Raw genomic sequence first — 22,807 nt, 5'->3', positions numbered from 1 at the left:
TGGGGAGATTCTGAGGGATGTTCAGGAGTGCGCGTGCAGCGGCTTGCCGGCCAGCGCGAGGTGCGCCTCGCCGAGGGCCTCGTTCTGCGTGGGGTGGGCGTGCACGAGCGGCGCGACGTCGTCGGCGTGTGCCTCCCAGTTGTAGATGAGCTGGGCCTCGCCGATGAGCTCACCGACCCGATCGCCCACCATGTGGACGCCGAGGACCGGGCCGTCGACCAGGCTGACCAGCTTGACGAAGCCCTGGGTCTGGAGGATCTGGCTCTTGCCGTTGCCGCCGAGGTCGTACGTCACCGTGGTGACCGCGTCGCCGTGCAGCTCGCGCGCCCTCGCCTCGTCGAGCCCGACCGACGCGATCTCCGGGTGGGAGTAGGTCACCCGCGGGATGCCGGCGTCGTCGACGGGGCGCGGGTCGAGACCGGCGATGTCCTCGGCCACGAAGATGCCCTGCTGGAAGCCGCGGTGGGCCAGCTGGAGGCCGGGGACGATGTCGCCGACGGCGTAGACGCCCTCGACGTTGGTCCGGCAGCGCTCGTCGGCGAGCACGAAGCCGCGGTCCATCTCGATGCCCTGCTCGGCGTAGCCGAGGCCGTCGGTCGAGGGGCCGCGCCCGACGGCGACGAGGAGCACCTCGGCCTCGATCACGTCGCCGCCCTCGACGGTGACGGCGACGCCCGTGTCGGTGGTCTTGACGCTCTGGAACGGGGTGCCGGTGAGGAAGCTGATCTTGCGCTTGCGGAAGGCACGCTCGAGCGCCTTGGAGGAGGCCTCGTCCTCGGCGGCGACGAGCCGCGGGAGGGCCTCGATGATGGTGACCTCGGAGCCGAAGGACTTCCAGACGCTCGCGAACTCGCAGCCGATCACGCCGCCGCCCAGCACGATGGCGGACGCCGGGACGCGGTCGAGGCGGAGCGCGTGCTCGGAGGTGATGACCTTCTCGCCGTCGACCTCGAGGCCGGGCAGCGACTTGCTGTAGGAGCCGGAGGCCAGCACGACGGCCTTGCCGGTGTAGGCCGTGCCGTCGACGGTGACCTCGCGGGGACCGGTCAGTGTGCCGGTGCCCTGGACGACGGTGATGCCGCGCGACTTGATGAGGCCGGTCAGGCCCTTGAACAAACGGTCGACGACCTTGTCCTTGTAGGCGTTGACGCCGGCCATGTCGATGCCGTCGAGGGTCGCGGTGACGCCGAACTGCGCGGCCTCGCGGGCCGAGTCGGCGACCTCCGCGGCGTGCAGGAGGGCCTTGGTCGGGATGCAGCCCACGTGGAGGCAGGTGCCGCCGAGGTTGCCCTTCTCGACCAGCCCGACGCTCAGACCCAGCTGGGCCGCTCGCAGGGCACAGGCGTAACCGCCCGATCCAGCCCCGAGGACGAGGACGTCGAACTCACCGTCCGTCACTGACTTTCCTCCACACGCTCGACTCGCACCGACCATCTCGGGCGCGTCCATCTTTGCACTCTTCGCGAGGCTGTCCACACCGGGTCGGGTGGGCTGAACCGGCGATCCGCGCGCGCACGATGGGGAACCTCCCGGCAGAATGTGCGCCATGGGCCTGTTCGACCGATTCCGCCGCAAAGGGCGCTCCAGTGCTCCGGCGCGCGACGCCACCCGCACCGGCTCGACGCGCGTGCGTGCCTCCGACGGTGAGGACGTGCGACACCTCGAGAACTTCGTCGCCACCCGCCAGGGGGTCGAGGGGTTCGTCGAGCCCCGCACGGCCGTCAACGACGTGACCCTCCTGCTGGTCGCGCACGACGGCGAGTGGACCCGACGGCGCGTGCCGAGCGTGAAGTGGGCGCACGACTTCGCCAACCGCCACCGCGTGCCGTCGTACGACGCAGCGGTGGTCGGCGTCCCGCAGCGGATGCGCGACTACAACCGGCGCAAGAAGGCCGGCGGGATCTAGGAGGTCAGGGCGCGAGCCCGGGTCAGTCCTCGGACCGGCCCTCGGTGAGGGACCGCGCGATCTCCACGAGCGTGGTGACCCCGAAGCCGGTGGCGCCCGAGGGCACGTGGCCGTAGGGACCACCGGTGTTCATCTCCTTGCCGGCGATGTCGAGGTGCGCCCACGGCAACCCGCCGGTGAACTCGCGCAGGAACGCTGACGCGTAGAGGCCGCCGCCCCAGCGCACCCAGTCGTGCTGGAGCAGGTCGGCGACCTTGGAGGAGTTGATGCGCTCCTTCATCTCCTCCGGGATCGGCATCGGCCAGTGCTGCTCGCCGGCGGCCCGGCCTGCGGCCAGGACGACCTGCACCTCGCCGTCGGTGCCCATGACGGCGCCGACCTTGTCGCCCAGCGCGAGCTGCATGTGGCCGGTGAGGGTGGCGATGTCGACGACCACGTCGGGCTCCTCCTGCACCGCGAGCGACAGCGCGTCGCCCAGCAGCATCCGGCCCTCGGCGTCGGTGTTGGCGATCTCGACGGTCGACCCGTTGTGCATGGTGATGACGTCGCCGGGGCGGGTGGCGGTGCCCGACACCATGTTCTCGGCCATCGGCGCGAACGCGGTCACCTTGACCGGCAGGCCGAGCCGCGCGATCGCGAGGGTGGCCGCGACGACGCTGGCCGCTCCGGCCATGTCGCCCTTCATGTTGACCATGCTCGCGGACGGCTTGATGGTGAGGCCGCCGGAGTCGAAGGTGACGCCCTTGCCGACCAGGGCGAGGTGCGCCACCGCGTCCTGCGGCGCCCAGGTCAGCTTGACCAGGCGGGACGGCGCGTCCGAGGAGTCGCCGACGCTGAGGATGCCGCCGCAGCCCATCTCGGCGAGCTGCTCGTGGTCGAACACCTCGAGCTTCACCTTGGGCGCACCGCGGCCCTTGGTGACCTCCTTGTGCGCGGCCGTGACGAGCTCGGCCAGCAGCGGGGGCGTGCAGTCGCGCGGCGGAGTGTTGACCCAGTCGCGGGCCAGCGCGACGGCGTCGGCGAGGACCTCCGCGCGCTCGAGGGCGGCGACGGCGTCGGCCTTGCGCGCGATCGCGGTGAGCACGACGACGTCGTTGGGCTCGGTGGTCTCGGACTTCGTGGACTTGTAGGCGGTGAACGTGTAGCCGCCGAGGCGGTGGCCCTCGACCACCGCGGCGACCAGCTCGGGGGTGTCGCTCGGCAGGGCGAGGGCGACCGAGGCGGCGTTGGGGACGTTGCGGGCCGCGACGCCCGCGGCACGGCGTACGGCGATGGGGTCGGTCGGGTCCTCGCCGAGGCCGACGAACACCAGGAGCGGGGCGTTGACCTCGTCGCGCGTCGGCGTCCGGACCGCCTCGCCGGCCTTGCCGGTCACGCCCATGGTGGAGAGGAAGGGGCGCAGTCGGCGGCCGTACGCCGCACTGACGTCCGCAGCGGCGTCGCACAACCGTGGACCCTTCGGGCCGGCGACTACTCCCACGACGACGGCGTCGGCTCGGGTCTTGGCGGGGCTGGCGCTGCGGAGGGCGTAGGTGGTCACCCGCGGCATGCTAGGCGAGACCTGACGCAATTCCTGCTGCGGTAGGTTCGCGCCATGGCCGGATCGCTCAAGCAGTCGCCCCTCCACGACCGTCACGAGGCCCTCGGTGCGAAGTTCGCCGAGTTCGGTGGGTGGTCGATGCCGCTGGAGTACCCGACCGGTGTCGTGAAGGAGCACACGGCCGTCCGCGAGTCGGTCGGCATCTTCGACGTGAGCCACCTCGGCAAGGCGATGGTGTCCGGTCCGGGCGCCGCCGACTTCGTCAACGCCACGCTGTCCAACGACCTCGCGAAGATCGAGCCCGGCAAGGCGCAGTACACCCTCTGCCTCGACGAGTCCGGCGGCATCGTCGACGACCTGATCGCCTACTGGCACGACCTCGAGCACGTGCTGCTGATCCCCAACGCGGCCAACACCGCCGAGGTCGTGGCCCGCCTCGCCGCCGCGGCGCCCGACGAAGTGACGGTCAGGAGCCACCACGACGACTACGCCGTGCTGGCGGTGCAGGGCACCCGCTCCGACGAGGTGCTCGACAAGGTCGGACTGCCCACCGGTCACGACTACATGACCTTCGTCGAGGCCGAGCTGGGCGACACCGGTGTCGGCGTCGTCGTGTGCCGCACCGGCTACACCGGCGAGCGCGGCTACGAGCTGGTCGTCGCCAACTCCGTGGCGGGCCGGCTCTGGGACGAACTGATGGCCGCCGGCGAGGAGTGGGGCATCACCGCGTGCGGCCTCGGCTCCCGCGACACGCTGCGCACCGAGATGGGCTATCCCTTGCACGGCCAGGACATCAGCCTCGAGACCAACCCCGTCGAGGCGGGGCTGTCGTGGGCGGTCGGGTGGAAGAAGGACACCTTCTGGGGCCGCGACGCGGTCGTGAAGGTCAAGGAGGACGGGCCCAAGCGTCGCCTGCGCGGCCTCGTCGCCGTCGGTCGCGGCATCCCGCGACCCGGCATGGGCGTCACCCTGACCCACGACGTGCCCCTGGCCGACATCACGTCCGGCACGTTCTCCCCGACGCTGAAGAAGGGCATCGGGCTCGCCCTGATCCCGACGATGGTCGCCGAGGACGCGCAGGTCGGCGTCGACATCCGCGGCCGGCGCGAGATCTTCCAGCTGGTCAAGCCGCCCTTCGTCGACCCGTCGGTCAAGGAGTCCTGACGTGCTGCCCGGCCAGCCCCCGACGTTCCGCCAGCCCTCGGCCGCCGAGCGGCCGTGGTGGTGGCGCCTCGAGGACGCGTCCGGCGAGGCTGTCGAGGTCGCCGGCCACTCCGACCAGCGCTTTGCCAACCAGGGCGACGCGGAGTCGTGGGTCGGCGAGATCTGGGCCGACCTCGCCGAGCACGGCGTGGCTGCAGTGACGCTGTTCGAGCACGACCGCCAGGTCTACGGCCCGATGTCGCTGAGCGCCTGAACCCATCCGCGCCGGCCACCGGATCCGAAAGGTCCACGACGCCTCGCCCAGAGTGGCGAGACGGTGGGAGGTGGGATGACGGAGCGGACCGACTTCGCGTCGTACGTCGACGCGCGCTGGCCCGACCTCGTCGGCGGGCTCGAGGACGAGGGCGTGCCGGGCGACCGTGCACGGCTCGCGGTCGCCGAGGCCCTGCTCGCCGCCCGCCGCTCGTGGCATCGCCGGGTGCGCGACGAGCAGGTCGACGTCACGCTCTGGGCGGAGGCGCGGGAGCGGGCGGGACTGCCCGTGCGGCCGGGAGAGCCGGTGCCCCACGCCGTACGTCCTCGCGACCCGCATGACGGGCCGGAGGAGTGGCTCGAGCGCGCGGGGGAGGTGCGTGCCGCGCGTCGACGGCGGGGCGCCCTTCGCGCCGTCGTCGGGCTCGCCGTCGTGGCCCTGCTGGCCGCGGGGTGGGCGTGGTGGGCGGCGCAGCCGGAGCCACCGGCGGTGCGCGCGGAGGCCAACCGGCTCCCGGTCGCGTGGTACGCCGAGGGCGAGCTGCACCTCGAGGACGTGGTGGTCGAGCTCCCGGAGGTCGAGGCGTTCGTCGCCGACGGCCCGGCCGTTGTCGCGCGGCTGCGCACCGGCGAGGTGGTGCGGGTGGACGCGGAGGGTGGGGTCGAGCCGGCCGACGAGACCTCCGCGCTCGACGCGGTCCTGACGCCGCCGCCACTTCTCGGGCTCGGTGCGTACGACGTGCTGGTGGAGAGCGTGCCCCTGCCCGGTGGGGGATGGGCCCACCTCGTCGACTCCGCACGCCGCGCCGGGGCGGAGGACGAGCTGCGGCAGTCCGAGACCGGGCGTCGCGCGGTCGTGGTGTGCCCGACGGAGTTGACGTGCGACGAGCCGGTCACGGTCGTCGCCGGCGGCACGGTGAGGCTGCGCTGAGGCGTCGGCGCCGGTCGCTAGGGTCCCGCCTCGTGGCCGAAGCACTCTGGACAGGCGTGGCGCACGCCTACGCACGCAGCTTCGCCGGCCTCTGCGCCGGCGCGATCCCGGTCCTGGTGGCGGGCCTGCCCCGCGACGGGCGGTTGCTCGACGTCGGGTGCGGCACGGGCGCGCTCGTGCGGACGGCCCGTGAGGCGGGGCACGACGCCGTCGGGGTCGAGCCCGACGCGGAGATGGCGGCGCTGGCCTCGGCGGCCCTCGGCGCCGACGTGGTGGTCGGCGGCCTTCCCGACCTGCCCCTGGCCGACGACGGCTTCGAGGCCGTGACGGCGTCCTTCGTGCTCAACCACGTCGACGACCCCCGCGCCGGGGCGCGCGAGCTGGCGCGGGTGGCCGCGCCAGGCGGCACCGTGCGCGCGACGATCTGGGCCGCGACCCCACCGCCGCAGGCGGTCATGTGGAGCGGGCTGCTCGACGCCGCCGGCGCCACCCGCTCCCCGTCGCCCCGGCTGCCGGCCGAGCGCGACTTCGAGCGCTCGCCCCACGGTCTCGCCGGCATCCTCGGCGAGGCCAGGCTGGCCGTCACCCACGCCGGCACGCACGCCTGGCGGTGGCGCGTCGCCGCCGACGACCTGTGGGAGGGGCTCACCTCGGTCGGGAACTTCGGCGTCCTGTGGCGTGAGCAGACCGACGACGTGCGGGCCCGCCTGCGAGCGGCGTACGACGTCCTGGACGCGCCGTGGCGCGACGGACCCGACCTCGTCTTCGACGTCGAGTGCGTGCTGGTCGAGGCGCGGGTGCCCCGCTCCTGACTTGACCTCAAGTCAACGTGAGCTCCTAGCGTCGTCGCCATGGCGACGATGACAGCAATCGGGCAGCGTGAGCACGGCGGTCCCGAGGTGCTGCTCCTCGACACCGTCCTGCGCGAGGGCGAGCCGGGACCCTTCGGCCGCACCGTGCCATGGCTGCTCGTGAGACGACCGGCAAGGTTGTCCTGGTCCCCTGATCCGGCGTCGTAGAGTCGTCCCGTGCGCGCCTACCTCGACCTGCTCCAGCGGATCCTCGACGAGGGGGTCGAGAAGACCGATCGCACCGGCACCGGCACGCTGAGCGTCTTCGGCCACCAGATGCGCTTCGACCTGTCCGAGGGGTTCCCCCTCGTGACCACCAAGAAGGTGCACACGCGATCGGTCTTCGGCGAGCTGCTGTGGTTCCTGCGCGGCGACACCAACGTGAAGTGGCTGCAGGACCGCGGCATCACCATCTGGGACGAGTGGGCCGACGACAACGGCGACCTCGGTCCCGTCTACGGCTACCAGTGGCGGTCGTGGCCCACGCCCGACGGCCGGCACGTCGACCAGGTCGCCCGGTTGGTCGAGGGCATCCGCACGAACCCGGACTCGCGTCGCCACATCGTGTCGGCATGGAACGTCGCCGACGTCGACGACATGGCCCTGCCGCCCTGCCACACGCTGTTCCAGTTCTACGTCGCCGACGGCCGGCTCTCCTGCCAGCTCTACCAGCGCTCGGCCGACACCTTCCTCGGCGTGCCGTTCAACATCGCGTCCTACGCGCTGCTGACGCACATGGTCGCCCAGGTGACCGGGCTCGAGGTGGGCGACTTCGTGCACACGATGGGCGACGCGCACCTCTACCTCAACCACGTCGAGCAGGCCAGGCTGCAGCTCTCGCGCGAGCCGCGCGCGCTGCCGCGCCTCGTCCTCGACCCCACCGTCACCGAGATCGACGGCTTCGACCTCGAGCACGTCGCGGTCGAGGGCTACGACCCCCACCCGGGCATCAAGGCGCCCATCGCGGTCTAGCGGCGCTCGAGCGCCTGGCTGACCGCCTTCGCGACGTCGGCCACCAGACGCGTGTGCCACCGCTCGTGGGCGGTGAGGTCGGCCACGACGGCGTGGCAGTCGGGGCAGGTCGGGCTGTCTTCAGTGCTCATCGGAGCCTCCGGAGGTCGGGGATCTACCTTCCACCGTGACAGGGCCCCGGCGCAGGGAACAGGGCCCATGGACCGTCCATCAGTAGGGTCGGTCCCGTGCTCCGTCCCGACCAGCGCGTCGTCCTCGTCGCGGCCCATGCCCGCAACCGGGTGATCGGCAACGGCCCCGACATCCCGTGGCGCCTCCCCGGCGAGCAGGCGCAGTTCAAGGAGCTCACCTGGGGGCACACCCTCCTCATGGGCCGCACCACCTTCGAGTCCATCGGCCGGCCGCTGCCCGGACGGACGACGATCGTGCTGACCCGCCACGCCGGCTGGCGCCACGAGGGGGTGCTGGTCGCCCATTCGGTCGAGGCGGCGCTGGAGCTGGCCGGCGCCCAGTCCGGTGACCTGATGGTCGCGGGCGGCGGCGAGGTCTACGACGCCCTGCTGCCGCACGCCACCCACCAGGTGCTGACCGAGGTCGACCTCGAGCCCGAGGGTGACGTGCACTACCCGCAGTTCCCCGCCGGGGAGTGGGTGGAGACACGGCGCGAGGCCTTCGACGGCTACGAGCGCGTGTGGCTGGAGCGGATGGACCCGGCCGCGTGAACCTCGCCGTCGACCCGTCCTCCGGCGTCCCTCCCTTCGAGCAGGTGCGCGACGGCATCCGCGCGCAGGTCGACGCCGGCACCCTCGACGCGGGCTTCCGCCTGCCACCCGTGCGCGCCCTCGCCGACGAGCTCGACCTCGCGGCCGGCACCGTGGCCCGCGCCTACAAGGAGCTCGAGGCGCTCGGCGTCGTCGAGACCCGTGGCCGCGCCGGGACGTTCGTCGCCGGGTCGGGCGTCCAGCGGTCGCTGCGCGAGGCCGCGTCGTCGTACGTCGCCTCGGTGCGCACGCTGGGCCTGAGCGACGACGACGCCCTCGACGCCGTTCGCCGCGCGCTGGGGTCGTGACCGCTGCCCTGGAGATCGTCGTCGCGACGCGCGACCTCCTCGAGGAGTGGCGCGCGATCCACAATGCGATCATCCCGAGCGCCCCGCTGTCCGCAGCCGAGGTGGCCGAGCGCTCCGCCCGCAACCGCCTGACCATCGCCTACGCGGACGACGAGCTGGTCGGCAACGCCACCGTGCGCCCACCCTCTGGTCCCGGACGGGTGGCCACCGTGATCGTCCGCATCCTGCCCGAGCACCGCGGTCGGGGTCTCGGGTCCGCCTACCTCGAGGCGGAGCTCGCACAGGCACGATCGGCCGGCGCCGTGAGGATCGAGACCGTGGTCCTGGCCTCGAACCAGGAAGGGCTGCAGTTCGCCCTCGCGCGCGGCTTCGTCGAGCACGACCGCTATCTCCTCGAGGGCGACACCGTTGCGTTCATCGACCTGCATCTGCAGGGTTGAGCTGGTCGCACGGCCCAAACATCCCGGGCGGGGCCACCTCTCGGACACGTGCGGCGGTTGTTGCCCGGGCACGTGACGCAGGTCGTCCGCGACTGCCGGGAATGAACCCGGCCCGGTCGCCGTTGGACCGGACAGCTGGCTCCGCATTCATGCCCCCGGGCCTCACCACTTGCCGCTTCGAGCGGCCCTTCGCCGAGAGGCGGCTGACGGACCAGCGAGCAGCATCACTCAGCCACCCGCCGGGTAAGCCCCGGTCAGGGTGGCTGAGTGATGTCCGGGGCCACCTGCGATCCTCGGCCCATGGACGTCGACCGGGACAGGCACATCGTCGTCGCGGCCGTCGCGCTCGTGCGCGACGGGCACGTGCTGACGGTCCGCAAGCGGGGGACCGAGCGGTTCATGCTGGTCGGCGGCAAGCTCGAGCCGGGCGAGTCGGCCCGGGACGCGGCGCTGCGGGAGACCTACGAGGAGGTCGGCCTGCAGATCGAGTCGGCCACGCTGCTGGGGGAGTTCCTCTCCGAGGCGGCCAACGAGCCGGGGCACTCGCTGCACTCGACGGTGTTCTGGGTGGAGTCCGACGCCGACCCGGTGGCGTCCGCCGAGATCGCGGAGGTGCGCTGGACCCCGCTGCACGACCACCCCGACGACCTCGCTCCGATGCTCGAGCACCACGTGCTGCCCGTCATCCGGGCGACGGCCGGCGAGGCCTGAGCGGGCCCTCAGCCGGCGCGCACCTCGAACAGCCGCAGCTCCTCGCCCCAGCCCTGGACCATGTCGGTCGTGCGTGTGTGGCCGCGGGAGGCGTCGTACGACGAACAGGCCGGGCGCACCCGGGCGAAGGTCTCGCGGATCGCGCCCACGTCGCCCTCCAGAGTGCGCTCGACGAGCCCGAGCAGGTCGTCGGCCGGCCAGCCTTCGAGTGGGTGGGTGCGGAGCTCCCAGGGGAGGTACTTGTTGTAGGGGCGCACCCGGCCGGCCATCGCGAAGACCACGTCGAGCAGCCACGGCACCGACTCGGCCGCGTCGAGGCGCGTCTCGAGGGAGCGGCCGTCGCGGTCGCCCTTGAGGGCGCGGTAGGCGAAGTTGAGCCAGCCGTCCAGCCGGTCGTGGTCGATCAGCACGCCGTCGGCCTCCTCCGGGGACAGCGTCGCCTGGCGGCGGACGGCGTCGGCCAGGGCGCCGTCCGTGCGGTCGAGGAGCACAGGCGCCCAGGCGCAGGACCAGCGGCACCACCAGTCCTCCGTGCCGAAGGTCCCGACGGTGTCGAGCTCGGACCGCGACCACGGGATCTCGTCCACCTCGGACGAGTGCGCCGTCGTCCTCTCCGCGGCGGCCTCGTCACTCAGCACGACCAGGACATCGAGATCCGACCTGTCCGTGGCCAAGCCGCGGCCGGCGGACCCCGACAGCACCAGCCCGAGGAGCCCGTCGCCGTGGTCGGCGAGGTTGCGTTCGGCGAGGGCCGCGATGAGTGCGCGGTCGGTGGCGGCCAGGTGCTCGGGAAGGTCCAGGGTCAGCGTCACGGCGCCAGCCAACGCGCTCGGCCGGGTGAGGGCAATCGATTACTTCGGAGGCAGCGTCCGGACGAAGGCGACGCCACGGTCGACCCACAACTGGAGCTGGTCGTCGTCGGCGAGCGCGTCGGAGGCCACCAGCAGCCACCCGGACATCGGCCGCCCGCGCATCTCCATCGGCGTCACGGACGTGCCGTCGGCCCACTCCGCGCCGTCGGCCGGGTCGGCCCGCACCATGAGCGAGCCCTGGCTCCCGGCCGCGACCGCCATGTGCCCGTCGACCATGAAGCCGAGCCCGCCGAACATCTTCTTCGACGTCACGCCGGGCTCGCCATCGAGCAGGTCGTGGATCCGCTGCGCCAGCTCCTCGTCGTACGCCATGCGGCGAGCGTAGGTCAGCCCTCCGACAGGCACCCGGCTCGGCGCTGACTGTCATCCCGGACCGGGGCGATAACCTTTCACCATGAGCTCTACCGTCCCGTTCGGCCGCCTCCTCACCGCGATGGCCACCGCGTTCCACGAGGACGGCAGCGTCGACCTCGAGGGCACCGCGCGGATCGCGACGCACCTCATCGACCACGGCAACGACGGGGTCGTCGTCAGCGGCACGACGGGGGAGAGCCCCACCACCTCGGTGGCCGAGGACGGCGAGATCCTCCGTGCCGTGCAGGACGCGGTCGGCGACCGCGCGAGCGTCGTCGCGGGCGTCGGCACCAACGCCACCGCACACTCCGTGGAGCTGGCCCGCCAGGCGGAGAAGATCGGCGTCGACGGCGTGCTCCTCGTCAGCCCCTACTACAACAAGCCCGGCCAGGTCGGCCTGCGCCACCACTTCACCTCGGTGGCCGAGGCGACCGACCTCCCGGTCATGCTCTACGACGTGCCGGGCCGCACGGCGAGCCTCATCGAGCTCGACACCTACGAGGCGATGCGCCGCTACGACCACGTCACGTCGGTCAAGGAGGCGTCCGGCCTGCTGCCACGCACCGCGCAGCTGGTGGAGATGGGCTACTCCGTCTACTCCGGCGACGATGTCGCCACCCTGGGCTACCTCGCCTACGGCGGCGTGGGCCTGGTCTCGGTCGTCGCGCACGCCGCGGGCGACCAGCTGGCGTCGATGATCGACGCCTGGGTCAGCGGCGACCACGCCGAGGCCCTCCGCATCCACACGTCGCTCCTCCCGGCCTTCGACGCCGTGATGGGCGTCCCCAACTACGGAGCCACCACCGCCAAGGCAGCCCTCGAGCTGCTCGGCGTGCTCGACAACCGCCGCGTCCGCGGCCCGCTCGTCGCGCTCGACGACCACGAGGTCGCGGCGCTCCGCACGGGTCTGGCTGCCGCCGGCCTCATCTGAACCACTGACACCGAAGGAATACCTTGAGCCATCCCCATCCCGACCTGAGCGCGCCCGCCCCCCTCCCGGCAGGAGGCCTCCGGGTCATCCCGCTCGGTGGACTGGGCGAGGTGGGCCGCAACATGACGGTCTTCGAGTACGACGGCCGCCTGCTGATCGTCGACTGCGGCGTGCTCTTCCCCGAGGACCACCACCCCGGGGTCGACCTGATCCTCCCCGACTTCGACCCGATCCGTGACCGCCTCGACGCCGTCGAGGCCCTGGTGCTGACCCACGGCCACGAGGACCACATCGGCGCCACGCCCTACCTCCTGCGCGAGCGCGGCGACATCCCCCTCGTCGGCTCCAAGCTCACCCTCGCGCTCCTCGGCTCCAAGCTGCGCGAGCACCGCCTCAAGGAGACCGCGCAGTACGAGGTGGCCGAGGGCCAGACGATCACCTTCGGGCCGTTCGTCCTGGAGTTCGTCGCGGTCAACCACTCCATCCCCGACGCCCTCGCGGTCGTGATCCGCACGGGTGCCGGCGTCGTGCTGCACACCGGCGACTTCAAGATGGACCAGCTCCCGCTCGACGGCCGGATCACCGACCTCAACGAGTTCGCCCGCCTCGGCGACGAGGGCGTCGACCTCTTCCTCACCGACTCGACCAACGCGGAGGTGCCCGGCTTCACGACGTCCGAGAAGGACATCGCCCCGGTGCTCGACCGGGTGTTCGCCAAGAGCGACCAGCGGATCATCGTCGCGTGCTTCGCCTCCCACGTGCACCGCGTCCAGCAGGTGCTCGACGCAGCGGCGGCCCACGGCCGCAAGGTCGGCTACGTCGGCCGCTCGATGGTGCGCAACATGGCCATCGCCCAGGAGCTCGGCTACCTCACGGTGCCGCCCGGCGTCATGGTCGAGGCCAAGGAGCTCGCCGACCTGCCGCCGCACAAGCAGGTCCTGGTCTCCACCGGCTCGCAGGGCGAGCCCCTCGCGGCACTGAGCCGCATGTCCCAGAACAACCACCACTTCGTGCACCTCGAGCCGGGCGACACCGTCGTCCTCGCCAGCTCGCTGATCCCGGGCAACGAGAACGCCGTCTACCGCGTGATCAACGGGCTCTCGCGCCTCGGCGCCAACGTCGTGCACAAGGGCAACTCGCTCGTTCACGTCTCCGGTCACGCCAGCGCCGGTGAGCTGCTCTACTGCTACAACATCGTCAAGCCGCGCAACGTGATGCCGGTGCACGGCGAAGTCCGCCACATGCGGGCCAACGCCGATCTCGCCCGCGCCACCGGGGTGCAGAACGTCGTGCTCGCCGAGGACGGCGTCGTCGTCGACCTGATCGACGGCGTCGCCAAGGTGGCCGGCAAGGTCGAGGTCGGCTACGTCTTCGTCGACGGCACCACCATCGGTGACGTGTCCGAGGCGTCGATGAAGGACCGCCGCATCCTCGGTGAGGAGGGCTTCCTGTCGGTCATCGTGGTCGTCGACTCCGTGACCGGCAAGGTGGTCTCGGGACCGGAGATCCACGCTCGCGGCTTCGCCGAGGACGAGTCGACCTTCGCCGAGATCCGGCAGCCGATCATCGACGCGATCGACGCCGCCATCGCCGACGGCACCAACGACAGCTATCAGCTGCAGCAGACCATCCGCCGTGTGGTCGGTCGCTGGGTCAACCGCGCCCACCGCCGGCGTCCGATGATCATTCCTGTGGTGATCGAGGCCTGACGGCCCTAGCATCAACGCGGGGACGGTGGGACCAGCAGGAGTGGGGCCGTCGGGCCTGGGTGGGGAGGTGGACATGCCGCGAAGCCAGGGCGCGTTGAGCCGGTTGGCGGAGCTGATGCGGCGCGTCAACTCCTCCACCGACACCGAGGTGATCCTCGAGGAGATCGCCCACGGTGTCGTCGACGTCCTGGGCTACGGCGTCGCCGCCATCGCCCGGCTCGAGGGTGACGTGCTGGTGATGACCCACGTCGCGGGCCCGCCCGACGTGGTCGCGCAGATCCTCCACCGCCGCACCCCGGCCGAGCAGATCCTCGACGAGTTCCGCGAGGCCGACAAGTGGGGCATCCTCCGCTTCGTGCCGGCCGGGCGGATGTCGGCGGCACGGCTGCAGGCGGCGTGGATCCCGGAGTTCCAGCCGTCCGGTGACCCGGACGCGTGGCACCCCCAGCACGCCCTCTATGCACCGCTCTACTCGGCGGGCGGCGAGCTCCTCGGCAACATGGCCGTCGACCTCCCGGCCGACGGCCGGGTGCCCGACGAGGCCGACCGCGAGCTGCTGGAGATGTTCGCCGTGCAGGCGGGCGTCGCACTGTCCAACGCCCGCGAGCGCGAGCGCCTCACCGACCGCGTGCGCCTCGACCGGATGCTCACCACCGTGGCGGGCGCCGCGACCGCCCAGAACCTGTCCCAGGCGCTCGGCGCGGCCGTGGTGGCCGTCGCCGAGTCGCTCGGCACGGTGCAGACGGTGGTGCGCACCTTCCCCACCGACGCGCAGGGCAGCCAGCTCGGCGTCGGGACGCCGTACGCCTTCACCTCCGAGCACGACGTGCCCGAGATCCGCGAGGACCTCACCCGCCTCGAGGACCTCCCCGTGCTCATCGAGCTCGGCGTCGACGACCCGTCGTCACCGCAGCTGCCCCGCAGCGCGGCCCGGATGCAGGAGCTGATGCGGGGGATGCGCGTCGACCGTGCGCTCGTGTCGCCGCTCGTGTCGCAGGACGACCTGGTCGGCTACCTCGTGCTCGGCTTCGCCCGCCACGCCCGCGCTGTGACCGCCAACGAGGCCGACGCGGTGCTCGAGGTGGGGCGGCTGCTGGCCCAGACCGTCCGCGCGTCCCGCGTCCTGGAGACCGAGCAGCGCCTCGTCCAGGAGCTGCGCGAGCTCGCTCGCTACCGCAGCGAGCTGATCGCGACCATCTCCCACGAGCTCAAGACGCCGCTCACCGCGATCCTCGGCCATGCCGAGCTCATTGCCGACCGGCACCCCGAGCTCTCCTCGATCGACGCGATCATCCGCAACGCCGGCCGGCTGAACAACCTCGTCGCCAACCTGCTGCACTACTCGCGGATCCAGGGCAGGCGCGAGACCGTGCGCCGGGCCGTCGACATCGCCGAGCTGTGCGAGGCCAGCGTCGACCTGCTCAGCATCCGCGCCAAGCAGGCCGGCGTCCGGCTCCACTTCGACCCGCCCGGGACGACGCCCGTGGTGGTCTTCGGCGACCCCGAGGAGCTGGCCCGGGTGATCGACAACATGGTCGACAACGCCGTGAAGTACACGCCCGAGGACGGGTCGGTGTCGGTGGCGATGACCGTCGGTGGTGACGAGGTGAGTGTCGACGTCACCGACACCGGCCTCGGCATCTCGGTGGCCGACCAGCAGCACGTGTTCTCCGCGTTCCACCGGTCCACCAACCCGAACGCGCTGTCGGTGCCGGGCACGGGGCTCGGGCTGCCGATCGCGCAGCGGATCGCGGAGTCGCACGGTGGGACGCTGTCGGTGTCCTCCGAGCTGGGTCAGGGGAGCACGTTCACCTTCACGCTCCCGTTGCGCTCGCCTCGAGAGCAGGCCGACTGACCGAGGCGGCCGTCCCCGCCTCGAGGTGCACCACCCGGTCCATCGCGTCGAGCCCGACCGTGCCGTGGGTGATCCACAGGATCGACCGTCCGACCCGGGCCGCCGAGTCGAGCATCTCCTCCGCGACCGCCCGCGCGGTGGGCCCGTCGAGGTGGGCGGTCGGCTCGTCGAGCACGAGCACCGGCGGGTCCGCCAGCAGCGAGCGTGCCAGGGCGAGGCGCGCACGCTCGCCCCCGGACACCTCGTGGCTGCCGGAGCCGACGTGGGTGTGGATGCCCGCGGGCAGGCCGTCCACCCACGCGCCGAGGCACGCCCGGTCCAGGGCCGTGCGGACCTCGTCGTCGCCGGCGTCCGGCCGGGCGAGCCGGACGTTCTCGGCGACCGTCGAGGCGAAGACGTGGGGGTCGTCGTCGACCAGCCCGACCCGGCGGCGTACGTCGTCGAGGGACAGGCGCCGCAGGTCGGTCCCGCCGAGCAGCACCTCACCGCTGACCGGGTCGATGAAGCGGACGAGGGTGGCGGCGAGGGTGGACTTCCCGGCCCCGGAGGGCCCGGTGATCCCGAGGTGCTCACCCGGCCGCAGGACGAGGTGGTCCAGCGCCAGCGCCGGACGGTCGGTCCATCCGAGCTCGGCACCGCGCACCACGACGCCGTGACCGGCGGGCAGAGGCAGGGGAGCGGCAGGGTCGCTGACCGCCGGAGCGGTGACGGCGAGCCGGTCCAGGCGCTCGCGCGCCGCACGTGCGCGCACCGACAGGGCGCCGGCGTCGGCCAGCCCGCCGACGGCATCGGCCAGGGCGAGCGGCACGAGCAGCAGGAGGGCCAGACGGGCGGGGGAGGTGGCTGCCGGGTCGACGAGGGCGGCCACGGCGACCACGCCCAGCCCGGCCGCCGCGGTGGTCAGGGCGGTACCCGCTGCGACGGCGCGGGAGGAGCGTCGTACGGCCCGGGAGAGCCCTGCCCCCTCCTCGCGGACGGCGTCGAGGGCCCGGTCCGTCGCGCCCCACTGCTCGAGCTCGCGCAGCCCGTGGGCCAGCTCTTCGACCCGGGTCCCGAGCAGCGCGCGGTGCGTGACGACGAGCGGCTCGGCGGCGGCGGTGCCGCGGCGGGCGAGCACGAACGCGAGCGCCCCCGAGCCGGCGACCAGCAGCACCACCGCGCCCGCCACCGGGGCGACGAGGGCGGTGAGCAGGGCGGCGCCCCCGCCGACGAGGGCCGCGGTGACGAGCGGCTGGCGCACCCGGAGCCGGTCGTCGAGCAAGGCGTCGACGTCGTCGACGACACCGGTGAGCAGGTCGCCGCGGCGCGGGCCGAGGCGACCGGGGACCAGCGGGACGAGGTCGGCGAAGACCCTGGCCCGACGCTCGGCCAGCTCGCGGAGGACGACGTCGTGGCTGAGCACGCGCTCGGCGTGGCGGAGCACCGGGCGGGCGAGTCCGAAGAGGCGCACCCCGACGATCGCCACCATCAGGTAGAGCACCGGCGGCTGCTCGCTGGCACGGGTGATGAGCCAGCCCGCAGTCGCGGTGAGGGCGACGCCGGACGCCGTGGACAGGGCGCCGAGCAGGGTGGCCGTCCGGATGCCCCACCGCGGCCGACGCTCGTCGACCGCGGCCGGGACGACCGCAGGGGCCGCCGGACGCTGAGGGCGTACGACGTCCGCACCGGCCGGTCGGGTGTCGTCCGCGGCCACCAGGGTGGTCACCGGCACCAGCTCGACCACCCGGTCGGCGGCCGCGAGCACGGCCGGCCGGTGGGCCACCACGACCACCAGGCTGCGCTGCGCGAGCAGGGCGAGGGTCTGGAGGAGGACCTGCTCGGTCTCCTCGTCGAGGTGCGCGCTCGGCTCGTCGAGCAGCACGACCGGACGCCCGGCGAGCACGACGCGGGCCAGCGCGACACGGGCCCGCTGGCCCGCGGACAGTCCGGCACCGTCCTCGCCGAGCGTCGTGTCGATGCCGTGGGGGAGGGCGCGTACGACGTCGGCGAGGCCGACGCTGCGCAGGGCCTCCCACACCTCGTCGTCGCCGGCCGAGGGACGGCCGATCCGCACGTTGGCGCCGACAGTGTCGGCCATCAGCCAGGGCCGCTGCGGTGCCCACCCGACCAGGCTGCGCCACCAGCCCGGGTCGAGGTCGGCGAGCGGCGTCCCGCCGAGCGTGACGTCGCCGGCCAGGGGTGCCAGCTCGCCGCGGAGCGTGGCCAGGAGCGTCGACTTGCCGCAGCCGGACGGCCCGGCGATCGCGACGAGGCCCCGGTCGGGGAGGTCGAGGTCGAGCGGACGGGTCAGGGCAGCGCCGGGGGCGTAGCCGATCTCGAGGTCGCGCAGCGCGAGACCGGTCGTGGTGGGCAGCGCCGTGCCGGGCTCGACCGACCCGGCCCGCGCCAGGAGGTCGTCGGCATCGGCGAGGGCGGCGGTGCCCTCGGCGGCCGCGTGGAACTCCGCGCCCACGCGGCGCAGCGGCCAGTAGGCCTCGGGGGCGAGCAGCAGGACGGTGAGGGCGACCTGGAAGCCGACACTCCCCGACGCCAGCCGCAGGCCCACCGTCACCGCCACCAGCGCCACGGACAGGGTGGCGATCAGCTCCAGCACCGACGAGGAGGCGAAGGCGACCTTGAGGGTGTCGACGGTCGCGCGGCGGTAGCGGTGCGTGACGGACCGGATCGTGCCGACCTGTGCCTCGGCGCGGCGGTGGGCGACGAGGGTCGGCAGCCCGCGCACCACGTCGAGGAAGTGCCCCGACAGCGCCTCGAGCGCGCGCCACTGCGTGCGGGCACGGTCGCGGGTCGTGAGCCCGACCAGCACCGCGAAGACAGGGACCAGCGGCAGCGTCAGCGCGACCACCAGGCCCGAGAGTGGGTCGAGCCACGCGATCGCGGCGAGCGCGACGAGGGGCAGGACGGCGGCCGGCACGAGCGCGGGGAGGTAGCGGGTGACGTAGGGCTCGACGCCGGCGACGCCGCGGGTGGCCAGCACGACGAGGCGGGCGGGCGACAGGTCGTCGCTGCGGCCTGCGGCGTCCAGGAGTCGCTGTCGCAGCGCCCCGGAGACCTCGCCCGCCGCGCGGGCCGCGCCCCGCTGACCGACGTACGCCGCAGCGGTCCGCAGCAGCACGAGGCCGCCGAACGCCCACGCGGCACCTGCCCAGCCGCCGGCCGGCGGCGTGACGGCCGCGACCACGAGCGCACCCAGCGCGAAGGCCTGCGCCACCGTGGCCAGCCCCCCGACGACCCCGCTGACGACGACCAGCGACAGGGCCCCGCGCGCGGGACGGAGGTGGCGGACGACGGCCGGGTCGAGCGGCTTCACTTCGCCGCGTCCGCGAGGACCGGCGAGGGGATGTGGTGCACCGCGATCCGCTTGCGGAACACCCAGTAGGTCCACGCCTGGTAGCCGAGGACGATCGGGGTGAAGACGACCGCGACCCACGTCATCACCTTGAGCGTGTACGCCGTCGCCGCCGCGTTGGTGGTGGTGAGCGAGAAGGCGGGGTCGGTCGTCGACGGCATCACGTCGGGGAACAGCGCCACGAACAGGCCGATGACGGCGAGTCCGATCGTGAGGAACGTGCCGACGAAGGCCCAGCCCTCCCGGCCGCGCATCGCCGCGAAGAGCGCGCCGACGAGCGACAGTGCGGCGACCACGAAGACGACCGCCGAGGCGGCGGTGCCCGTCTTCACCTGCGTCCACGCCAGGAACACCACCGCCAGCAGGGCGGCGACCGCGCCGATCCGCACCGACAGGTCGCGGGCGCGGTGGCGGATGTCGCCGTCGGTCTTGAGCGCGACGAACATCGCCCCGTGCGTGGCGAAGAGCGTCAGGGTGACGAGGCCGCCGAGCAGGCCGTAGGGGTTGAGCAGGGTGAGGAGCGTGCCGGTGAACTCCTTGTCGGCGTCGATCGGGACGCCCGCGACGATGTTGGCGAAGGCGACGCCCCACAGCACCGCCGGAACGAACGACCCCCAGATGATGGCGAGGTCCCACCGGCCCTTCCAGGCGTCAGCCTCCCGCTTGTGGCGGTACTCGAAGGAGAGCCCGCGCACGATGAGCGCGACCAGGATCAGCAGCAGCGGCAGGTAGAACCCGCTGAAGAGGGTGGCGTACCACTCGGGGAAGGCGGCGAAGGTCGCGCCGCCCGCCACGAGCACCCAGACCTCGTTGCCGTCCCACACCGGCCCGATGGTGTTGATCATGACGCGTCGTTCGGTCTCGTTGCGGGACAGCACGGGCAGCAGCATCCCCACCCCGAAGTCGAAGCCCTCGAGGCAGAAGTAGCCGACCCACAGCACGGCGATCAGGGCGAACCAGACGGTGGTCAGTTCCATGGTGTCTCTCTGGTGTCTCTCTCGTGATCGGGCGGGAGGTCAGTAGGCGAAGGTGAGCGGGGCGTCCTCGTCGTCGGAGCCGCCGACCTTGACGCGGGGCGGCTCCTCATAGGGATCAGCGCCCTTGTTGATGTAGGTGACGAGGAGCTTGACCTCGATCACCGCGAGCACGGCGTAGAGCGAGGTGAGCACGACGAGCGACGTCGCGGCCTCGAAGACGGAGACGCCGGGCGAGACGCCGGACTCCGTGGTCATCAGCCCGAAGACGACCCACGGCTGGCGGCCCATCTCGGTGAAGATCCACCCCCACGACGACGCGAGGGTCGTCGCGATCGGCAGGCTGAGCCCGAGCACGCCGAGCCAGCGGACACCGGGCGTACGCCCCTTGCGCGTCAGCCACAGGATGAGTGCCGCGCCGGCCGCGGCGAAGATGCCGAGGCCCATCATGAAGCGGAACGACCAGTAGGTCACCGGGATGACGGGGGTGTAGTCGCCGTCGGTGTAGGTCGTCGAGGTCGGGTCCGAGCCGTACGTCTCGACGTACTGCTCGCTCAGCGGGTTGATGCCCTCGACCTTCCCGTCGAAGGAGCCGGTGGCGAGGAAGGACAACAGGCAGGGGATCGTGACGGCGAACTTCTCCTCCTTCCCGTCGGGGGTGCCGAGGGTGAAGACGGAGAACGGCGCGCAGCTGTCGCTGGTCTCGTAGAGGCCCTCCGCGGCCGCCATCTTCATCGGCTGCACCTCGGTCATCACCTTGCCCTGCAGGTCGCCGGTGACGGCCACACCGATCCCGGCGAGCAGGGTGATGACCGCGCCGATACGGATGGCGCGGTGGTACATCGGCCGGTCGGCCTCGTGCTTCTTCTTCATGTAGAGGTAGGCCGAGACGCCGAGCAGGAAGGTGCCCGCGGTCATGTACGCCGCGAAGATCACGTGCGGGAACGTCACGACCTGGACCTTGTTGAACATCACCGCCCAGAAGTCGGTCAGCTCGGCGCGGCCGGTCTCGGGGTTGAAGCGATGGCCGACGGGGTGCTGCATCCACGAGTTGGCGGCGAGGATGAACCACGACGAGGCCAGGGTGCCGAGGTGCACCAGCCACATGCAGCCGGCGTGGAGGCCGCGGGGGAGCTTGTCCCAGCCGAAGATCCAGAGGCCGAGGAAGGTCGACTCGAGGAAGAAGGCCAGCAGCCCCTCGATGGCCAGCGGCGCCCCGAACACGTCGCCGACGAAGCGGGAGTAGTCCGACCAGTTCATCCCGAACTGGAACTCCTGGACGATCCCGGTGACGACGCCGATGGCGAAGTTGATGAGGAAGAGCTTGCCGAAGAACTTCGTCAGCCGGAGGTAGTCCTCCTTGCCGGTGCGCACCCACGCCGTCTCCAGCCCGGCGATCACCGCTGTGAGTCCGATCGTCAACGGCACGAACAGGAAGTGGTAGACGGTGATGATCCCGAACTGCCACCGGGCGATGTCGAGGACGTCCATGAGACCCTTTCGGCGAAGGAGTTACTACACAGCGTAGTAGATACTACGTCGTGTCGTAGTTCGACGGGCAGGGCCTCTAGACTCTTGTGCCATGAGTCCAAGGTCCCGGGTGGGAGAGCTCGAGCAGGCCGTCCTCGAGGCCCTGTGGGACCTCGACGGCGCCGATGCCGAGCGCCCGGGCGTCAGCGGCCGCGCCGTGCACGAGCGGCTCCAGGGGCGCGACGGTCGGGACCTGGCCTACACGACCGTGATGACCGTGCTCGACCGACTTGCCCGCAAGGACGTCGTGGTCCGCGAGCGCGACGGACGGGCGTTCCGCTACGCACCTCGACTCACCCGGGCCGCGATGACCGCCGAGGTCATGCACGAGGCGCTCGAGGGCACGCGCGGCGACCGCGAACAGGCTCTGGTCTCGTTCGTGGGGGAGGCCAGCGCCGAGGACCTCGCGGCCCTGCGACGCGCCCTCGACGACCTGGCCTGACCGGGCGCCGGCGATGCCGACCCCTGTCGTGCTCGGCGCGCTCGCCGTGCTGCTGGCCGGTCCGCTGCCGTGGGTGCTCTCGCGCTGGACCGGGCTCCGTCGCACGCCGGCCGCCGCGATGCTGCTCTGGCAGAGCGCCGCGCTGGCCGCAGTCCTCGCCGCGCTCGGTGCCGGGCTGTCGCTGGTGACCGCGCGCCTCTGGGAGGACCCGGCCGGCCCCGGTGACGTCGTCGTTGCCTGCCTCGCGGGAGCGGTCACCGTCGTCGTGCTGGCCCGGCTCCTGCTGAGCGGGCACCGCACCGGCACCTCGCTGCGCCGGATGCGACGTCTGCACCGCGAGCGGGTCGACCTGGTCGCCCAGGTGGACGGGGGAGTATCGGTCCTCGACCACGACGTGCCGGTGGCCTACTGCGTGCCCGGCATGAGCCGCTCGCGCATCGTCGTGTCCCGCTCGACCCTGACCCGCCTCGCGCCGGCCGAGCTCGGCGCGGTCCTCGAGCACGAGCGCTCGCACCTGCGGGCGCGCCACGACCTGGTGCTGGAGGCCTTCACGGTCCTGCACCTGGCGTTCCCGCGCTGGGTCGCCAGCGCGTCGGCCCGTCGCGAGGTCGAGGTGCTCGTCGAGGTGCTCGCCGACCGCGCGGCGTGCCGTACGGGCGGCCGCCGGGACCTGGTCTCCGCCCTGGTCACCCTGGCCGGGTCACCGGCGCCCGCCGGGTCGCTGGGGTCGGCCGGCTCGAGCCTCGCCGCCCGGGTCGAGGTGCTGCGTGACACCCGCCCGCACCCGTGGCAGTCGACAGCGGTGTCCGTGCTCGCGGCGGCCATCCTGGCGCTGCCCACGCTCCTCGTGGTGCTGCCCTGGCTCGACCGCCTCGTCTGAGGGACGCACGGGGGCCCCGGCGGAATCACTCCGCCGGGGCCCTCGCGTGCCGCTGGTGCTCAGCCGGTGATCAGG

24 protein-coding genes are annotated in these 22,807 nt (G+C 72.6%); 16 read left to right on the top strand and 8 right to left on the bottom strand.

Annotated elements, in window-relative coordinates; genetic code table 11:
- Positions 1-21: 21 nt before the first annotated feature.
- Complete coding sequence (lpdA, locus tag JOD65_RS16075; protein ID WP_318151940.1) at positions 22-1,398, bottom strand: dihydrolipoyl dehydrogenase; 1,377 nt, start codon at positions 1,396-1,398, stop codon at positions 22-24.
- 148 nt (positions 1,399-1,546) lie between these two features.
- Here lpdA and JOD65_RS16070 point away from each other — a divergent pair, with 148 nt between their 5' ends.
- Positions 1,547-1,906: a hypothetical protein gene (locus tag JOD65_RS16070; RefSeq protein ID WP_191195913.1), complete on the top strand. Its 360-nt coding sequence runs from the start codon at positions 1,547-1,549 to the stop codon at positions 1,904-1,906.
- Positions 1,907-1,928: 22 nt separating this feature from the next.
- On the opposite strand, the gene JOD65_RS16065 is transcribed toward JOD65_RS16070, so the two are convergent.
- Positions 1,929-3,455, bottom strand: a complete 1,527-nt coding sequence (locus JOD65_RS16065; RefSeq protein ID WP_191195912.1) for a leucyl aminopeptidase — start codon at positions 3,453-3,455, stop codon at positions 1,929-1,931.
- A gap of 45 nt (positions 3,456-3,500) precedes the next feature.
- Here JOD65_RS16065 and gcvT point away from each other — a divergent pair, with 45 nt between their 5' ends.
- The 6 genes from gcvT (at position 3,501) to JOD65_RS16035 (ending at position 7,616) form a co-directional block, all read left to right on the top strand.
- Positions 3,501-4,610 (top strand): glycine cleavage system aminomethyltransferase GcvT, encoded by a 1,110-nt coding sequence (gene gcvT / locus JOD65_RS16060; RefSeq protein WP_191195911.1) that lies wholly within the window; start codon positions 3,501-3,503, stop codon positions 4,608-4,610.
- A 1-nt stretch (position 4,611) separates the two neighbouring features.
- Entirely contained in the window at positions 4,612-4,863 is a 252-nt protein-coding gene (locus tag JOD65_RS16055) for a hypothetical protein (RefSeq protein WP_300052610.1), read from the top strand.
- A gap of 75 nt (positions 4,864-4,938) precedes the next feature.
- Complete coding sequence (locus JOD65_RS16050; RefSeq protein WP_191195910.1) at positions 4,939-5,793, top strand: hypothetical protein; 855 nt, start codon at positions 4,939-4,941, stop codon at positions 5,791-5,793.
- Positions 5,794-5,825: 32 nt separating this feature from the next.
- Complete coding sequence (locus JOD65_RS16045) at positions 5,826-6,605, top strand: class I SAM-dependent methyltransferase (protein ID WP_191195909.1); 780 nt, start codon at positions 5,826-5,828, stop codon at positions 6,603-6,605.
- Positions 6,606-6,644: 39 nt separating this feature from the next.
- A complete protein-coding gene (locus JOD65_RS16040; RefSeq protein ID WP_191195908.1) occupies positions 6,645-6,812 on the top strand; it encodes a hypothetical protein in 168 nt (55 codons plus the stop codon).
- Positions 6,813-6,821: 9 nt separating this feature from the next.
- Complete coding sequence (locus tag JOD65_RS16035) at positions 6,822-7,616, top strand: thymidylate synthase (protein ID WP_191195907.1); 795 nt, start codon at positions 6,822-6,824, stop codon at positions 7,614-7,616.
- Here JOD65_RS16035 and JOD65_RS23815 read toward each other — a convergent pair.
- Positions 7,613-7,747 (bottom strand): hypothetical protein, encoded by a 135-nt coding sequence (locus JOD65_RS23815; RefSeq protein ID WP_263575326.1) that lies wholly within the window; start codon positions 7,745-7,747, stop codon positions 7,613-7,615. The two genes, JOD65_RS16035 and JOD65_RS23815, sit on opposite strands and share 4 nt — an antisense overlap.
- A gap of 96 nt (positions 7,748-7,843) precedes the next feature.
- On the opposite strand from JOD65_RS23815, the gene JOD65_RS16030 reads away from it, so the two are divergent.
- The 4 genes from JOD65_RS16030 to JOD65_RS16015 all read left to right on the top strand — a co-directional run bounded on the left by JOD65_RS16030 (position 7,844) and on the right by JOD65_RS16015 (position 9,836).
- Positions 7,844-8,338: a dihydrofolate reductase gene (locus JOD65_RS16030; RefSeq protein WP_191195906.1), complete on the top strand. Its 495-nt coding sequence runs from the start codon at positions 7,844-7,846 to the stop codon at positions 8,336-8,338.
- Entirely contained in the window at positions 8,335-8,685 is a 351-nt protein-coding gene (locus tag JOD65_RS16025; protein ID WP_191195905.1) for a GntR family transcriptional regulator, read from the top strand. Before JOD65_RS16030 ends, JOD65_RS16025 begins: the two co-directional genes overlap by 4 nt.
- Positions 8,682-9,125, top strand: a complete 444-nt coding sequence (locus tag JOD65_RS16020; RefSeq protein ID WP_191195904.1) for a GNAT family N-acetyltransferase — start codon at positions 8,682-8,684, stop codon at positions 9,123-9,125. The genes JOD65_RS16025 and JOD65_RS16020 overlap by 4 nt, the downstream gene beginning before the upstream one ends.
- A gap of 300 nt (positions 9,126-9,425) precedes the next feature.
- On the top strand, positions 9,426-9,836 hold the full coding sequence (locus JOD65_RS16015) for an NUDIX hydrolase (protein ID WP_191195903.1): 411 nt from the start codon (positions 9,426-9,428) through the stop codon (positions 9,834-9,836).
- 8 nt (positions 9,837-9,844) lie between these two features.
- On the opposite strand, the gene JOD65_RS16010 is transcribed toward JOD65_RS16015, so the two are convergent.
- Positions 9,845-10,648: a nucleotidyltransferase domain-containing protein gene (locus tag JOD65_RS16010; RefSeq protein ID WP_191195902.1), complete on the bottom strand. Its 804-nt coding sequence runs from the start codon at positions 10,646-10,648 to the stop codon at positions 9,845-9,847.
- A gap of 39 nt (positions 10,649-10,687) precedes the next feature.
- Positions 10,688-11,020, bottom strand: coding sequence for a TfoX/Sxy family protein (locus tag JOD65_RS16005; RefSeq protein WP_191195901.1), 333 nt, complete (start codon positions 11,018-11,020; stop codon positions 10,688-10,690).
- Positions 11,021-11,102: 82 nt separating this feature from the next.
- Between JOD65_RS16005 and dapA the strand changes: the two genes are divergently transcribed.
- The 3 genes from dapA to JOD65_RS15990 all read left to right on the top strand — a co-directional run bounded on the left by dapA (position 11,103) and on the right by JOD65_RS15990 (position 15,557).
- Positions 11,103-11,993 carry a 4-hydroxy-tetrahydrodipicolinate synthase gene (dapA, locus tag JOD65_RS16000; protein ID WP_191195900.1) on the top strand — a complete coding sequence of 297 codons (891 nt, stop codon included), beginning with the start codon at positions 11,103-11,105 and terminating at the stop codon, positions 11,991-11,993.
- Between the two features lie 23 nt (positions 11,994-12,016).
- Positions 12,017-13,702 carry a ribonuclease J gene (locus JOD65_RS15995; protein WP_191195899.1) on the top strand — a complete coding sequence of 562 codons (1,686 nt, stop codon included), beginning with the start codon at positions 12,017-12,019 and terminating at the stop codon, positions 13,700-13,702.
- Between the two features lie 73 nt (positions 13,703-13,775).
- Positions 13,776-15,557 carry a GAF domain-containing sensor histidine kinase gene (locus tag JOD65_RS15990; RefSeq protein WP_191195898.1) on the top strand — a complete coding sequence of 594 codons (1,782 nt, stop codon included), beginning with the start codon at positions 13,776-13,778 and terminating at the stop codon, positions 15,555-15,557.
- Here the strand turns inward: JOD65_RS15990 and cydD are convergent.
- The 3 genes from cydD to JOD65_RS15975 are packed head-to-tail and all read right to left on the bottom strand — an operon-like array spanning position 15,517 to position 21,371.
- The gene (cydD, locus tag JOD65_RS15985; RefSeq protein ID WP_191195897.1) at positions 15,517-18,867 is read right to left on the bottom strand and encodes a thiol reductant ABC exporter subunit CydD; all 3,351 of its coding nucleotides are present in this window, start codon (positions 18,865-18,867) and stop codon (positions 15,517-15,519) included. The genes JOD65_RS15990 and cydD overlap by 41 nt on opposite strands.
- Positions 18,864-19,883, bottom strand: a complete 1,020-nt coding sequence (gene cydB / locus JOD65_RS15980; RefSeq protein WP_191195896.1) for a cytochrome d ubiquinol oxidase subunit II — start codon at positions 19,881-19,883, stop codon at positions 18,864-18,866. The genes cydD and cydB overlap by 4 nt, the downstream gene beginning before the upstream one ends.
- A 39-nt stretch (positions 19,884-19,922) precedes the next feature.
- On the bottom strand, positions 19,923-21,371 hold the full coding sequence (locus JOD65_RS15975; protein WP_191195895.1) for a cytochrome ubiquinol oxidase subunit I: 1,449 nt from the start codon (positions 21,369-21,371) through the stop codon (positions 19,923-19,925).
- Positions 21,372-21,462: 91 nt separating this feature from the next.
- Between JOD65_RS15975 and JOD65_RS15970 the strand changes: the two genes are divergently transcribed.
- Together JOD65_RS15970 and JOD65_RS15965 are read left to right on the top strand one after the other, a co-directional pair.
- Entirely contained in the window at positions 21,463-21,852 is a 390-nt protein-coding gene (locus tag JOD65_RS15970; RefSeq protein WP_191195894.1) for a BlaI/MecI/CopY family transcriptional regulator, read from the top strand.
- A gap of 13 nt (positions 21,853-21,865) precedes the next feature.
- The gene (locus tag JOD65_RS15965) at positions 21,866-22,732 is read left to right on the top strand and encodes a M56 family metallopeptidase (RefSeq protein ID WP_191195893.1); all 867 of its coding nucleotides are present in this window, start codon (positions 21,866-21,868) and stop codon (positions 22,730-22,732) included.
- The last annotated feature ends 75 nt before the right edge of the window (positions 22,733-22,807 follow it).

The organism is Nocardioides cavernae (assembly GCF_016907475.1).
Classification (GTDB): domain Bacteria; phylum Actinomycetota; class Actinomycetes; order Propionibacteriales; family Nocardioidaceae; genus Nocardioides; species Nocardioides cavernae.
This window is presented reverse-complemented; position numbering and strand designations above follow the sequence as displayed.

Bases quoted from the DNA above. Each gene is read 5' to 3' on its own strand.
- JOD65_RS16070 (WP_191195913.1), top strand. From the start codon at position 1,547: ATGGGCCTGTTCGACCGATTCCGCCGCAAAGGGCGCTCCAGTGCTCCG.
- JOD65_RS16065 (WP_191195912.1), bottom strand. From the start codon at position 3,455: ATGCCGCGGGTGACCACCTACGCCCTCCGCAGCGCCAGCCCCGCCAAG.
- gcvT (WP_191195911.1), top strand. From the start codon at position 3,501: ATGGCCGGATCGCTCAAGCAGTCGCCCCTCCACGACCGTCACGAGGCC.
- JOD65_RS16050 (WP_191195910.1), top strand. From the start codon at position 4,939: ATGACGGAGCGGACCGACTTCGCGTCGTACGTCGACGCGCGCTGGCCC.
- JOD65_RS16040 (WP_191195908.1), top strand. From the start codon at position 6,645: ATGGCGACGATGACAGCAATCGGGCAGCGTGAGCACGGCGGTCCCGAG.
- JOD65_RS23815 (WP_263575326.1), bottom strand. From the start codon at position 7,747: ATGAGCACTGAAGACAGCCCGACCTGCCCCGACTGCCACGCCGTCGTG.
- JOD65_RS16015 (WP_191195903.1), top strand. From the start codon at position 9,426: ATGGACGTCGACCGGGACAGGCACATCGTCGTCGCGGCCGTCGCGCTC.
- JOD65_RS16005 (WP_191195901.1), bottom strand. From the start codon at position 11,020: ATGGCGTACGACGAGGAGCTGGCGCAGCGGATCCACGACCTGCTCGAT.
- dapA (WP_191195900.1), top strand. From the start codon at position 11,103: ATGAGCTCTACCGTCCCGTTCGGCCGCCTCCTCACCGCGATGGCCACC.
- JOD65_RS15990 (WP_191195898.1), top strand. From the start codon at position 13,776: ATGCCGCGAAGCCAGGGCGCGTTGAGCCGGTTGGCGGAGCTGATGCGG.
- cydB (WP_191195896.1), bottom strand. From the start codon at position 19,883: ATGGAACTGACCACCGTCTGGTTCGCCCTGATCGCCGTGCTGTGGGTC.
- JOD65_RS15975 (WP_191195895.1), bottom strand. From the start codon at position 21,371: ATGGACGTCCTCGACATCGCCCGGTGGCAGTTCGGGATCATCACCGTC.
- JOD65_RS15970 (WP_191195894.1), top strand. From the start codon at position 21,463: ATGAGTCCAAGGTCCCGGGTGGGAGAGCTCGAGCAGGCCGTCCTCGAG.
- JOD65_RS15965 (WP_191195893.1), top strand. From the start codon at position 21,866: ATGCCGACCCCTGTCGTGCTCGGCGCGCTCGCCGTGCTGCTGGCCGGT.